This is a genomic window from Psychrobacter sp. Rd 27.2, from assembly GCF_001921755.1.
GTDB classification, from domain to species: domain Bacteria; phylum Pseudomonadota; class Gammaproteobacteria; order Pseudomonadales; family Moraxellaceae; genus Psychrobacter; species Psychrobacter celer.
The window spans coordinates 1-12,961 of the sequence record NZ_MRYB01000012.1 but is presented as its reverse complement, the minus strand read 5'-3'; the positions used below and the strand labels follow the sequence as shown (position 1 = coordinate 12,961).

General features: G+C 47.3%; 11 protein-coding genes and 1 tRNA gene. 4 read left to right on the top strand and 8 right to left on the bottom strand.

Going from position 1 to position 12,961, the window contains the following annotated elements; translation table 11 throughout:
• Positions 1 to 57: 57 nt before the first annotated feature.
• Positions 58 to 729 carry a phosphoribosylanthranilate isomerase gene (locus tag BTV99_RS10145; RefSeq protein ID WP_075102256.1) on the bottom strand — a complete coding sequence of 224 codons (672 nt, stop codon included), beginning with the start codon at positions 727 to 729 and terminating at the stop codon, positions 58 to 60.
• A 245-nt stretch (positions 730 to 974) separates the two neighbouring features.
• Between BTV99_RS10145 and BTV99_RS10140 the strand changes: the two genes are divergently transcribed.
• Positions 975 to 2,579 carry a deoxyribodipyrimidine photo-lyase gene (locus BTV99_RS10140; protein ID WP_075102255.1) on the top strand — a complete coding sequence of 535 codons (1,605 nt, stop codon included), beginning with the start codon at positions 975 to 977 and terminating at the stop codon, positions 2,577 to 2,579.
• Positions 2,580 to 2,596: 17 nt separating this feature from the next.
• Here BTV99_RS10140 and BTV99_RS10135 read toward each other — a convergent pair whose 3' ends face one another.
• Entirely contained in the window at positions 2,597 to 3,379 is a 783-nt protein-coding gene (locus BTV99_RS10135; protein WP_075102254.1) for a DUF4230 domain-containing protein, read from the bottom strand.
• A gap of 789 nt (positions 3,380 to 4,168) precedes the next feature.
• Here BTV99_RS10135 and BTV99_RS10130 point away from each other — a divergent pair.
• Positions 4,169 to 5,893, top strand: coding sequence for a proline--tRNA ligase (locus BTV99_RS10130; RefSeq protein WP_075102253.1), 1,725 nt, complete (start codon positions 4,169 to 4,171; stop codon positions 5,891 to 5,893).
• A 94-nt stretch (positions 5,894 to 5,987) separates the two neighbouring features.
• Here BTV99_RS10130 and queF read toward each other — a convergent pair whose 3' ends face one another.
• From queF to BTV99_RS10110, 4 genes are all read right to left on the bottom strand, one after another.
• Complete coding sequence (gene queF / locus BTV99_RS10125) at positions 5,988 to 6,857, bottom strand: NADPH-dependent 7-cyano-7-deazaguanine reductase QueF (protein WP_075102252.1); 870 nt, start codon at positions 6,855 to 6,857, stop codon at positions 5,988 to 5,990.
• 84 nt (positions 6,858 to 6,941) lie between these two features.
• Positions 6,942 to 7,715: an ABC transporter permease gene (locus tag BTV99_RS10120; RefSeq protein WP_075102327.1), complete on the bottom strand. Its 774-nt coding sequence runs from the start codon at positions 7,713 to 7,715 to the stop codon at positions 6,942 to 6,944.
• A gap of 47 nt (positions 7,716 to 7,762) precedes the next feature.
• Positions 7,763 to 8,725, bottom strand: a complete 963-nt coding sequence (locus BTV99_RS10115) for an ABC transporter ATP-binding protein (RefSeq protein WP_075102251.1) — start codon at positions 8,723 to 8,725, stop codon at positions 7,763 to 7,765.
• 320 nt (positions 8,726 to 9,045) lie between these two features.
• A complete protein-coding gene (locus BTV99_RS10110) occupies positions 9,046 to 9,714 on the bottom strand; it encodes a cytochrome c5 family protein (RefSeq protein ID WP_075102250.1) in 669 nt (222 codons plus the stop codon).
• A gap of 301 nt (positions 9,715 to 10,015) precedes the next feature.
• Between BTV99_RS10110 and BTV99_RS10105 the strand changes: the two genes are divergently transcribed.
• Positions 10,016 to 10,092: transfer RNA gene (locus BTV99_RS10105), tRNA-Arg, on the top strand.
• Between the two features lie 264 nt (positions 10,093 to 10,356).
• Here the strand turns inward: BTV99_RS10105 and BTV99_RS10100 are convergent.
• On the bottom strand, positions 10,357 to 10,719 hold the full coding sequence (locus BTV99_RS10100; RefSeq protein ID WP_075102249.1) for a hypothetical protein: 363 nt from the start codon (positions 10,717 to 10,719) through the stop codon (positions 10,357 to 10,359).
• 35 nt (positions 10,720 to 10,754) lie between these two features.
• Between BTV99_RS10100 and BTV99_RS10095 the strand changes: the two genes are divergently transcribed.
• Positions 10,755 to 11,591, top strand: a complete 837-nt coding sequence (locus BTV99_RS10095) for an NAD-dependent deacylase (RefSeq protein WP_075102248.1) — start codon at positions 10,755 to 10,757, stop codon at positions 11,589 to 11,591.
• Between the two features lie 120 nt (positions 11,592 to 11,711).
• On the opposite strand, the gene BTV99_RS10090 is transcribed toward BTV99_RS10095, so the two are convergent.
• Positions 11,712 to 12,710 (bottom strand): adenosine deaminase, encoded by a 999-nt coding sequence (locus BTV99_RS10090; protein WP_075102247.1) that lies wholly within the window; start codon positions 12,708 to 12,710, stop codon positions 11,712 to 11,714.
• Between the last annotated feature and the right edge of the window lie 251 nt (positions 12,711 to 12,961).

Sequence of the window (12,961 nt, the reverse complement as noted above, 5' to 3'; positions counted from 1 at the left end):
AATAACGAGCAAATAACAAGATATAGACATCACATAGACACCAATATAGCAATTATCTTAAAGCCCGTCAGTGACCGTCTCGTTTTGCCATCGGTCACGTTTGACTGCCTTCATAAAGGCGCGCATTTTGGCAGCGTCTTTTTTGCCTTTAGCAGATTCGATACCGCCGCTGACATCGACGCCATAGATAGGTAAATCAAGTGTGCCTGCGACATTATCAGCAGCGAGGCCGCCGGCTAAAACAATCGGTAACGCGCTGCCCTGTGGTATCAAACTCCAATCAAAGCGCGCGCCCGTACCGCCGTATTTTTGCGGATGATAAGCATCGAGCAAGATACTACTGGCACCCATCGCGGCAAAGCTATCGATACGCGCGCGCACGCTAGCTGCCGTGTCTTGCTCGGCATCGATACGTAGCGCCTTGATCCAGCGTTTATTGACCGCGCTTGCCAGCTGCTGACACTGCTCAGGCGTTTCGTCGCCGTGGAATTGAATGATGTCAAAAGGTACATGGTTTGCCAGCGCCAGCAGCTCATCATGAGTCATATTGACCACCAGTGCCACGACACTGACAAACGCTGGTACAGCGGCACTCAATGCCTGCGCCTGTTTGGGCGTGACAGCACGCGGGCTTGGTGGATAAAACACCAAACCAACCGCATCCACACCCAACTGCACAGCGGTCTGAACATCACTGAGCTGGGTAAACCCGCAAAACTTCACCTGCATTGTTTGACCTTAATTTGAAAGGCTTAAAAGATTTAATAGGTTCAATATCTACCCTTGTCCTGAGCGTATATTGCACTGAGAGTCTGGTGATCCCAATCTCGTTGTATCCCTCTTATGTTGACCTGATTCTATGATGCTGATTTGTTACTCATCTGCCAAACCCATTGCATCAAAAAACTTATCCTAGCATACTTTTATTCATAGTTTTGTTTATGATTACGATTGATTGGTATAAGGATACTTGCATGTCTAAGACTGCGTCTGCTAATGGCGATAACAATGATAATACGGATATGAATATACCGCATTATCTAATGTGGTTTCGCCGAGATTTACGACTGCATGACAATACAGCGCTGACGGCACTTTGTGAGCGCGCGCAGGCAGATCATGCGCGCGTCAGTGCGGTGTTTTTTTTGACGCCAGAGCAGTGGCATGCGCACGATACTTCCTTAGTACAGGTGGATCATATCGCCCGCACCTTGCCCATACTTGCCAAATCGCTACAAGCGCAGCTAAACATCACATTGACTGTACAACGTTGCCCCAGCTTTGCCGACTGCATCGACGCGCTCAGCATACTGTGTCAGGACAATAATATCCGCTGTATCATGGCCAATCATGAGTACGAAGGCAATGAGATCGACCGTGATGAAAAACTAGCAAAGCAGCTAGCAAAGGACAGTATCGAGTTTGTACGCTGGCACGACCAATGTATCTTGCCACCACAAAGCATCACCACCAATGATGGCGATAGCATGTATCAAGTGTTTACCCCGTTTTATAAAAAATGGCGGCATACTTTGGATATCAGCAGCATACAAATGCATGAAGCCACCGCCATAAATAATAATAAAATCGAGCTAAAATTATCAAAAGACAGCGCCACCACGCTACAAGACATCGAAGCATTGAGTAACAAGGTGGTCAGCACTTATCAAAACGCACGGCAAAAGGCTGATTTATCGCAGCATCTCGATATGGATGCTCAATTAACAAAAGCCCGCGCCGCCTACCCTGCAGGCGAAACAGCCGCCTGTCAGCGTCTAAACGACTTTATTGCCGACGACATCGACGACTATGATATCAGCCGTGATACGCCTAGCCTCGAGGCCACCAGTCAGCTATCCGCCTACCTGACCATTGGCGTCATCAGTCCTAGATTATGCTATCTACAGGCAAGCCTAGCGCAAGAAAAACTACACGGCAATGATGGCGACAATGAAGACATCAATCGCTGGATAAGTGAGCTGGCATGGCGCGACTTTTATCGCCATGTGCTAGTGGACAAGCCGGCTCTTATCCGCCACAAGGCCTATAAAGAAGAGACAGATAAGAAGATTGATTGGTCATATGACAAGGATGACCTTGAGGCATGGTGTACTGGCAAGACAGGCGTGCCACTCGTTGATGCGGCGATGCGCGGCCTAAATGCGACTGGCTTTATGCACAATCGCCTGCGTATGGTCACAGCGATGTTTTTGACCAAAGACTTGCTGATTGATTGGCGCTTAGGCGAGCGCTATTTTATGCAGCAGCTGATCGATGGCGACTTTGCCTCTAATAATGGCGGCTGGCAGTGGAGCGCCTCAACCGGTACGGACTCTGCGCCTTACTTCCGGATCATGAATCCCTTTAGCCAAGGCAAAACACATGACAAGGATGGCGTGTTTATCAAAACTTGGCTACCTGAATTAAAAGATATTCCTGCCAGCATTTTGCATAGTGAAGACAAGATGCGTAAAGAGCTGGCAAAGGGCGGCAAGTTTGCTGATATCGACTACCCTGTGCCGATGGTCGAGCATAAAGCGGCTCGTCAGTTGGCCATTGCTGAGTTTAAAAAATCATAATACAGTCGACTGACGTGCTACGAGGGCAACTGACACGCTCCCGCGCCTTGGGTGGTCACCGTCACCACCGCGCCCGTCATGGCAAATAACTGCTGCAGCTGTGTCTGGGCGTTTTGCAAGGCAATATTCATCACATCACCGCGGCAGGCACGCTCGAGCACTTCTTTTTTTGCCATGGTCTGTGCTTGCGCAAGTATCTTTGGATCGACCTGCATCAGCCCAAACGCGCCCGTCTGCCAGTCATAAATCTCAATATCATCCAGATATACTGAAAATATCTCTGACGGCGGTAAAGTGATATTGATTTGCGGCATCATGGCAGCGGTATTGACAGTTGTGGCCTGCGTGTCATTTTGGGCAGCTTTGCGCAGCGATTCACTGTCATCAGTCGCTGGATCGGGCTGGATGACTTGTACCATCTCAGGCGTCAGCGCACTCAAATCTATGCCCGCATCTACTCGACCACGCGCGATAAACAGCCCCTTTTGTTCATCTTGCCACAGCTTCATCCAGCTGCCTTGCCGCTCGCTGGTAATCACTGTATCCACGCTAAAAGCCACCGTTTGTAGACGATTTAACTGCTGAATTTGCGTCACCACGCCCTCACGAGTGATGGTTTCGATAGGCGCTTCTTCACTTGCCGGCGGCATACTATAGATAGCAAACGCCAGCGCGGCCAAACCAATCAGCAATATCAGCCACGCCATAAAGGCAATGGGCTTTTTTGTTGGTGGATTTGGCGCTGGATATTTGTTGTCGCGCGCGTTATCCGCAGGCGCTTTATTATCGGGATGATTCATTGACACCACCTTCAGTATTATCAGTTATATAGAGCAGATGAGTCGCTTGGCGATAGCGACTTAACAGCGCTTTTTATTGCCTCGCTATTATCAAATCGTACTTTTATCTCGCTGCGTGATACCACTTGCCTATCTCATCCGCTTGTCTGTCTATAAATGCTACTAACTATATATAAATACTATTAACTATAAATCTGTAAATGCTACTAATCACCTATTACTTCAAGTAATAACTACCAAGACGCAACATAACCTGCGACCAGATTATGAGTAAAAATACGCGCGCCATTTGCCATAAATCAGCTTAACACTGGTAAATAATCGAGTCTCAATAATCATCTGCCATTCTTTGACCAAAGTTGCGGCTGAAAACACAAAAAGTCATTGCGTCTTAGGCGAACTTTACCTAACATAGACAGATTGTATTGATAAAATGTCGGCACAGATTTATTGGTCAGGTTTTTTGCAAGATAGGTTTTCATCACACGTTTGATGACTTGTTCAATTCCCATATGTCGCCGCCTACTCATCAATACGTCAATCAAAATCTGCCCTTTTATTGTGAGAGCAGTTTTGAGACGATACTGCTTTACCAGTGTCTTGGCCGCAAAAGCGTAGTTGCCCGCGATTAGTGGTTAGAGACCAGTTGCGACACATTATCTACTAGGAAGCCCCTAGTTCATTGCTAAGTGATAAAGGTAAGCTTACGGCGTCCATGAAACGATAGCCCTATGCTCAACACCCCACTATTTCTTATTTTTTTATCGTTGATAAGGTTACGCTTTATTTATGAAAGCCAGTCAATTTTTATTTGCCACTCTAAAAGAAACCCCAAGCGACGCCGACATCGTCTCAAGCCAGTTGATGGTGCGCGCCGGTCTTATTCGCAAAATCGCCTCGGGGCTTTATATCTGGTTGCCCATGGGGCTACGCGTCTTACAAAAGGTCGAACGTATTGTTCGTGAAGAGATGCAAAACGTAGGCGCTCAAGAAGTCCTGATGCCGATGACGCAGCCCGCTGAGCTGTGGCAGACCACCGGGCGTTTTGATGACTATGGTCCTGAGCTATTGCGCTTTAAAGACCGTCACGATCGGGATTTTGTGCTAGGCCCGACACACGAAGAGGTCATCACCAATCTAGCCCAAGGCGAGCTGCGCAGCTATAAGCAGCTACCGATTACCTTCTTTCAAATTCAAGGTAAATTCCGCGACGAGATTCGTCCCCGCTTCGGCGTGATGCGCGCGCGTGAGTTCACTATGAAAGACGCCTACTCGTTCCATGTCGATCAAGTTTCGCTCGCAAAGACTTATCATGATATGTATGAGGCTTATACGCGTATCTTCACCCGCCTAGGCTTAGATTTCCGTGCGGTACAAGCGGATACCGGCTCTATCGGCGGCTTTGCCTCGCATGAGTTTCATGTGTTGGCTGACAGCGGTGAAGATGATATCGCTTTTTCTGACTCCTCAGACTATGCGGCCAACGTCGAGCTTGCCGAATCTATCTCATTTAATATGGCTGAACGCCAACCGCCAAAGCAAGAGCGCGAAGACGTGCTCACCGAAGGCATGACCACTTGTAAGATGGTGGCGGAACACTTAGATATCCCGCTTGCCAATACCGTCAAAACCTTGATCGTCCATGGTCATAAAGAAGATGGCACGCCGCAGCTGATTGCGGTGGTACTACGCGGTGACCATCAGCTTAATACCATCAAAGCTGAGAAAATCGAAGAAGCCAACGTGCCATTGACCTTGGCCTCTGATGAAGAGCTAAAAGCCGCTGGCCTGCATAAAGGCTATATCGGTGTGGATTTGGATATGCCGGTATTTGTCGATCGCTCAGCGGCGACCTTGTCAGACTTTGTGACAGGCGCGAATAAAGTGAATAAACATACCATCGGCATGAACTGGGCACGTGACGCCAGCATTACGCGTATCGTTGATGTGCGTAATGTGCAAGAAGGCGACCCTTCTCCTGATGGTAAAGGCACGCTCAAAATCAAACGCGGCATCGAAGTCGGTCATATCTTCCAGTTGGGCGATAAATACTCGCAAGCGATGAACGCAACCGTCTCTGGTGAGGATGGCAAGCCTTTGACCATGATGATGGGCTGTTATGGTATCGGCGTCAGCCGTATCATCGCAGCAGCCATCGAGCAAAATAACGACGAAAACGGCATCATGTGGCCACAAACGCCGACCGTTGAGGACTCGATTGCGCCTTTTGAAGTCGCTATCATTCCGATGAAGTCTAAAGAAGAAACCGTCATGCAAACGGCCACCGCGTTATACGAAGAGCTAAAAGCGCAGGGCGTCAACGTATTGCTAGACGACCGTAATGAGCGTCCAGGGGTCAAGTTCGCCGATCTTGAGCTGATTGGTATCCCGCATCGCATCGTGGTCTCTGACCGTAACTTGGCCGAAGGCAAGTTTGAATACGTCAATCGCCGTGAATCAGAAAAACAAATGCTCAGCCGCGAAGAAGTCATGGCAAAAGTAAGTAGCAAATAGTTTTATTAGTAAAACCTATGCGATAAAAAGCGCCTGTCTTATTGAATAAGACAGGCGCTTTTTTTGTATCAGCCAAGCTATTTCAACTATGGCTCTATTGACGAATCAGACGACTTGGCGTCGGCAACAAACTCATATCACTGACGCGGCAAGGATTGATATCGATACCGCCGCGGCGGGTGTACCACGCACGAACCATCAGTTCGCGTGGCTGATAGTGTTGGCTCAAGTCAGCAAATATCTGCTCGACGCACTGCTCATGAAAACCATTGTGCTGACGGAAGCTTAAGAGATAGCGCAGCATATTGGCCGTATGAAGGGGTTGGTCCGTTGTGATTGACACAGCTAATGTACCCCAATCCGGCTGGTTGGTCACCGGACAGTTACTACGCAGCAAATTAGAATAAAAATGATAAGGCTGAGTGCCATCACTTATCACACTCTCACCAAGCGCCTCTGCTTCATCACGCAGCAATGACGCATCGGGATGCGCACACAGTGTTACCTTTTCGCTACTATTTGCCAAGGCATCATCAATACAGACGCCATCAGGCTGAGCAATATGTAGCCCAAATGTCTCATCGTCTAAGCGAAACAACTCAACGGCTACCTGAGCTTGCACGCAGGCTGATAAGTCTTTGGCTATCAGTGCCTGCACGTCGTCCCAGCTGGCAAACTCGGTAAAATTTAGGCTGTTTAAGTAAAGCTTCAACGATTTTGACTCGACAATAAATGGCGAGCTGGCAGGAATAGCAAAGCGCGCAATGGCAACTTGCGAGACGCCTTGCTTATTTAACCAAGACATCTCAAAAGCTTGCCACCAGTCCACCCCCACCGCTAATTTATCGTCTTGCCAATCAATCGCGTCACGACCCAGACTGCGCGCAATCGGATATAGCGTCTCTGGACTATACTGCGTCGGATAATCGGTGGTTTGCTCACCTAAGATGCCATGTATGCTCATTTACTTTCCTACTATTTAGTCGTTAAACCTTAACTGCTCAACCGACAGCGCTTTGGGCATCGCTATCGCTTCACACGCTGACCACTACAAGCGCACGCGTGAGCCATTACTCAACAAACGATAAGCGATGGTATAAAATATCGCACAGAATACAAAAATCGCCGCCATCGAGTACCAAACGTTGACGTCAGAATACCCCAAAATACCGTAGCGGAAGGAGTTGACCATATAGACAATCGGGTTCAATAACGAGACGTTTTGCCAAAACGGTGAGAGGTTTTCCATCGAATAAAATACCCCGCCAAGATAAGTAAGCGGCGTCAATACAAAGCTTGGAATGATAGAGATGTCATCAAACGAGCGAGCGAATACCGCGTTGATAAAGCCGCCTAATGAAAACAAAATCGAGGTACCAAGGACGGTAAACACCGTGACAAACAAGTGCTCGATACCCAAATCGGTAAAAAACAACGCCACAATCGAGACAATCAAACCGATCGCCAGCCCACGGAAAATACCGCCGCTGATATACCCCATCAAAATCGCATGCTTGGAGACCGGTGAAACCAAAAGCTCCTCAATACTGGCAGTAAACTTGGCACTAAAAAAGCTTGAGACAACGTTGGAGTAACTGTTGGTGATAATCGCCATCATGATTAGACCAGGCACGATAAACTGCATATACGGCACCCCGCCCATCTCACCGACACGTGAGCCGATCATCTTACCAAAGATGACAAAATACAGGCTCATGGTAATGACAGGTGGCAGTAGGGTCTGCGGCCAGATACGCAGGATTCGGCGCACCTCTTTTAACCAGATGGTACGAAAAGAGATCCATCTTTTATTCCACGACATGGTTTTGTGATAGTCGATGGTCTGATCTTGATCAACGGCCTTTTGACTCATAATCCCGCCTCCTTCATACTGTCTGCACTTTGAATGTTTTTTTCTACCAAGCGCATAAATAGCTCTTCTAAGCGGTTGGCTTTGTTGCGCATACTGGCCACCGTAATGCCTTGAGCAGATAATTGGTTAAACACACCATTTAATGACTCGCCTTCTGTTAAGGTTACCTCTAGGGTCTGCTCATCAGGCTGCGACAACCCTGTCACCCCATCCAGCTCTAGCGGCTGGGTCAACGGGGCTTCAAGATCAAAAACAAATGTCTCCACCGACAATTGAGCGAGCAAATCTTTCATTTCGGTATTGATGCGTATCTCACCATGATCCAAAATCGCAATGCGTTTACACAGCTGCTCTGCTTCTTCAAGATAGTGAGTGGTCAAGATAATGGTGGTTTTTTCTTCGATATTGATCTGCTGCATAAACTCCCACATAGAGCGGCGCAGCTCGATATCGACCCCAGCCGTCGGCTCGTCCAAAATCAATAGTTTTGGTTTGTGAATCAAAGCACGAGCAATCATCAGACGACGTTTCATCCCGCCAGATAGCTCGCGTGATTTACTGTTGCGCTTATCCCACAGCCCAAGCGCGGTCAACAAGCGCTTGGCTCTTGGACGGGCTTCTTTGGCCGGGATACCAAAATACCCTGCTTGGGTAATCAAGATGTCTTGGACTTTTTCAAATTGATTAAAGTTAAACTCTTGCGGCACCACACCAAGATACTGCTTGGCCAGCGCTGGGTTTTCGAGCAAATCGGTGCCAAAGATTTTGACACTACCAGTGGTGGGTTTAAAAAGTGAGCTAATAATGCCAATCATCGTTGACTTACCAGCACCGTTTGGCCCCAGCAGCGCAAAAAAACCACCCTGCGGGACGGTTAAACTGACATCTTTGAGTGCCGAAAACCCATTACCATAGGTTTTGGATAAATTCTGGATAGCAAGTGCTGGTACCTCAGACATGAATACCTCTTTATTGATTATCGATGTAAAAGCGTTTGAGAAGAGAAAAACAGCTAAATGAGACGATGTAATCTCATAAAATGAGGCTACTAAGGTCGGATTTCAACGGTGCCTTACCAGAACCATTCGTTTGATAATACTCATCATAAAAAAAACGCCTACCTCATAAAATGAAATAGGCGAGTTATAGGCTTTACACATATAGCTTACAGATACATATAATTTGCGGCAAGTCGCTCACGACAAGTCAATAGACCGTGACAGGTTACGGATGCCTATTCAGGCTATACTAAACACTCTAAGCCGATAAAAGCAAATGCTTAGCTTGCTTGCTCAACCATATAATCGACAGCGTTTTGGACTTCTTCATCAGGGATATCCGCACCGCCTTTGGCAGGCATGGCGTTAAAACCATTGATGGCATGGGTATATAGGGTGTCTTTACCTTTTGAGATACGTGGACCCCATGCGCCAGCATCGCCTAACACAGGTGAGCCAAGTAGGCCTGCACCGTGACATGTCTGACATACCGCATTATATACAGCTTTGCCGTCGCGAGGGCCATCGCCAGCGGCTGGGCCAGCGGCGCGCGCGGTCACGTCACACACTTCGTCGTCTTCGAAACAGACTTTGGCAACTGGCTGAATACGAGCAATCAAGTTTGGATATAGCGCGATCAGCTTTTGCACTTGCGGCGTATCTTGTGGAATCTCTTCTTCGGCGGCAGGGGCGGCAGCGGCAGTTTCTACTGCGTCATCTGCTTGACCATCTTCTGAGGCCGCAGCGTCAGTCGCAGCGTCGCCATCAGTGGTATCTGCAGCAGCTTGTGGGTCATCGCCCAACTGTTCAGGTGCGTTTTCCACCACTTCCTGCTCTTCTGCTACATCAGAAACAGTCACAGGCGTGTCTACAACACTTTCAGCTTGGCTCACCGCGATACTAGCGATTCCTAGAATGGCAGCTGCCGATAACATAACTACTTTTCTCATTCGTCACGTTCTCTTATTACGTATACAAAGGCTGGCACGGCTCGGACATTCTGTCTGTCCTCCTTTGACGACCTCTCGTCATCAATAGCAAACAGCCATCCCGCGTGCCAGCACACTTGCAATCGGTGATTATAAATATGAATTCTCCCTGACATTATAAGGGAAAAGGCGGGTAGATTGCCATGCTTGTTTAATGACTATCCTGTTTTTTCTTAAAAAACCTCAATCTCTGCCTTCGTTTATTGGCTTTCTGACTTTTATTTGTTAGACTAAGCGGTCTTGATTTTTAAGTCTGTTTTATGCGCTCGTAGCTCAGTTGGATAGAGTATCGGTTTCCGAAGCCGAGGGTCGTGGGTTCGATTCCCGCCGAGCGCACCAATCACTATATTTCATCCTTCCTTAGCATTACCTCATACTTCTAAAGTCCTTTAATCTCAACACTTCAAATCTTTTGATATTATTTATCATGACCTAGTAGCTTTTATCAAGTGTTGTTAAATGTACTCGCAGCCTCTCGCTTGTTATTCGTCACGTAACTATTTAAGCCGCCTCTGTTAAACGGTCAACTTGTTAAACGGCCAGCTCTAAAAAACTTTCTTTTAAAATACCTACTTGCTCTTTATCCACTGATACAAGCGCCGCCTACTCTGCCTCTTGCAAATGAGTAGCAAGCTGGGCGCGGCTGGGCACGCGGTGATAATTGATCACAGGAATATCGCCCAAACGGCGCTGACCGGCTGCCAGTGTTTTATCAATGGTAATCATCGCCACTTTTTTATTGTGTTTACGGATGAGCAAATGCTTGGCTTTACGCGTGACTTGATAATCAGGAAAAAACTGCTTAAACAGCACTGAGGTTTTTTGTAGCGCGTCATTAGAAGGCAGCTGGTTTGATTGCTTACCACTGCGCCCTGCGTCCGTCTTTGCGCCACGTGATTTTGCCAATAACCACAAGGCGGCAATCACAGTGAAGAGTATGACAAGCCACCACATTCCGTCTATCATAAGAAAACATATCCATCATTAATAAGGGTTGGCTCATGTTAGCAGAATTAACACCCGCACTCATAGCAGAAGTAGAGCGTGCAGCACAACTGTTGAAATCGAAATCACGTATTTGCATTTTGACTGGGGCTGGTATTTCTGCAGAAAGCGGCATCCCAACGTTTCGAGATAAGCAAACAGGGTTATGGGAAAACTACGGTGTCGAAGACTTGGCCACTCCTGAAGCATTCACTCGTGATCCAAAGCTAGTATGGTCATGGTATCAGTGGCGCAGGCAGTTGGTGGCTGATAAAGCGCCAAACCCTGCGCATCATGCATTGGCTCAGTGGCAGTATCACGCGCAAACCTCCGATCAAACAGTGACACTCATCACCCAAAATGTCGATGACTTGCATGAACAAGCGGGTAGCTCGGTGACTCACCTACATGGACATCTGTGGCGCAACCGTTGTGGTCAGTGTAATGCGCCCTATCAGGAGCAATCAAGCGCCCCATCCGACCATCAAGACATTATGCAAAACACTATGAGCGTTAATACGCGTCTCGATATGAGCTTTGACAACACCTTGCTCACCTGTCCGCATTGCGGTGGTTATATCAGACCAGATATTGTTTGGTTTGGCGAAGCGCTACCTGTACAGGCGTGGCAGACTGCCGAAGAAGCTGCGGCTAATTGCGAGGTGTTTATCAGTATCGGTACCTCAAGCCTCGTCTATCCTGCTGCGGGATTGGCACAGTTAGCCAAACAAAACGGCGCGCAAGTTATTGAGATAAACCCCAATCCCACGCCAAACACCATCGTCGATATCACGTTTGCAGAAAAAGCAGGCGTGATACTGCCGCCGCTGATAGAAGCGATTACTGATTTATAAGTGCGGCCAATGATATGGTCGAGTCCAAATAAATCGGATACGTCGCTATCAAGTCGCGCAATGAAAAGGGGGAGCGCATTATATAAAGCGCTCCCCCTTTTTTGACATCGTGAGCCGTGCTTATTGCAGCGCAAGATCCACTCGTGCCAAATACGCTTGTTTTAGATCATCGTCTATAAATGACGCTCTAAAGGAGTTTTTTACCAAAGTGACGATATCGTCTTCTGTCAGCGGCAAGTTTTCTACCAGATTGATAAAGTTTTGATTGATATAACCTTTAAAATACGCAGGGTCGTCAGAGTTAACGCTGACATTTAGCCCATAGTCTAACAGCGTTTTTATATTATGGTTTTGATAGCTCTCAAACACCTTAAGCTCGATATTGGAATTCGGGCAAACGGTCAGCGGCATTTGCTCCTCTTTTAGGCGCTGCATCAGTGCCTCGCTATGTATCGCCTGCACGCCGTGATCGATCCTGTCACTGCGTAAAACGTCTAACGCCTCATAAATATAAGAAAAATCTGCCTCTTCGCCAGCATGGGCGACCACTTTGAAGCCAGCGGCTTTGGCCTGTCTAAATACTTCTGTAAACTTAGACGGCGGGTTGCCCAGCTCGGATGAGTCAAGGCCCACTCCGACGATATCATCTTTGAATGCCATGGCAGCCTCTAAAGTTTCAAATGCTGCATCTTGCGACAAATGCCGTAAAAAACACATGATGATACAAGAGCTGATACCGTACTCAGCCTTGGCATCTGCCAGCGCTGATTTGATACCATTAATAATGGTTGCAAACTCAACACCTCTTTCGGTATGGGTCTGCGGGTCAAAAAATATCTCGGTATGAATGACGTTGTCTTCGACGCACTTTAGGATATAGGCCCACGTCAAATCATAAAAATCCTGCTGGGTGATAAGGACGTTGGCACCAGCATAATAGATATCTAAAAAGGTTTGTAGGTTGGTAAAGTTATAGGCGCGGCGGACGTCGTCTATGTCTTTATAAGGTATTTGGATGTCGTTTTTTTGCGCCAATCGAAACATCAACTCAGGCTCGAGCGAGCCTTCGATGTGCAAATGTAGCTCAGCTTTTGGCAGTTTTTTTATTAATTCAATCATAATATCTCAGTAAGGGCGGTTTGTCTTAGGACAGACGATATTATATTTGAATTGACGCAAAAACCCTATAGACAAAACCCTACAGGTGAATAAGTGAGCAGCACAGCGCTTTAAGAATTTAACAAAAGCCTGCTAAGTGAAAGCTCCTAAGTGAAAACATTTAGTAAAAATGCTTAGGGCGTGTCCCTAATCTGGAAAAGTAAGTATAAAGCCTTTAAAATAAAGAGACTATTTACCACATGGCTCTCTAA

What these genes read in the sequence shown, in the direction of transcription:
- queF (WP_075102252.1), bottom strand. Translation starts at nt 6,857, where the DNA reads ATGAGCATACATGGCATCTTAGGTGAGCAAACCACCGATTATCCGACG.
- BTV99_RS10090 (WP_075102247.1), bottom strand. Translation starts at nt 12,710, where the DNA reads ATGATTGAATTAATAAAAAAACTGCCAAAAGCTGAGCTACATTTGCAC.
- BTV99_RS10140 (WP_075102255.1), top strand. Translation starts at nt 975, where the DNA reads ATGTCTAAGACTGCGTCTGCTAATGGCGATAACAATGATAATACGGAT.
- BTV99_RS10100 (WP_075102249.1), bottom strand. Translation starts at nt 10,719, where the DNA reads ATGATAGACGGAATGTGGTGGCTTGTCATACTCTTCACTGTGATTGCC.
- BTV99_RS10110 (WP_075102250.1), bottom strand. Translation starts at nt 9,714, where the DNA reads ATGAGAAAAGTAGTTATGTTATCGGCAGCTGCCATTCTAGGAATCGCT.
- BTV99_RS10115 (WP_075102251.1), bottom strand. Translation starts at nt 8,725, where the DNA reads ATGTCTGAGGTACCAGCACTTGCTATCCAGAATTTATCCAAAACCTAT.
- BTV99_RS10135 (WP_075102254.1), bottom strand. Translation starts at nt 3,379, where the DNA reads ATGAATCATCCCGATAATAAAGCGCCTGCGGATAACGCGCGCGACAAC.
- BTV99_RS10145 (WP_075102256.1), bottom strand. Translation starts at nt 729, where the DNA reads ATGCAGGTGAAGTTTTGCGGGTTTACCCAGCTCAGTGATGTTCAGACC.
- BTV99_RS10130 (WP_075102253.1), top strand. Translation starts at nt 4,169, where the DNA reads ATGAAAGCCAGTCAATTTTTATTTGCCACTCTAAAAGAAACCCCAAGC.
- BTV99_RS10095 (WP_075102248.1), top strand. Translation starts at nt 10,755, where the DNA reads ATGTTAGCAGAATTAACACCCGCACTCATAGCAGAAGTAGAGCGTGCA.
- BTV99_RS10120 (WP_075102327.1), bottom strand. Translation starts at nt 7,715, where the DNA reads ATGTCGTGGAATAAAAGATGGATCTCTTTTCGTACCATCTGGTTAAAA.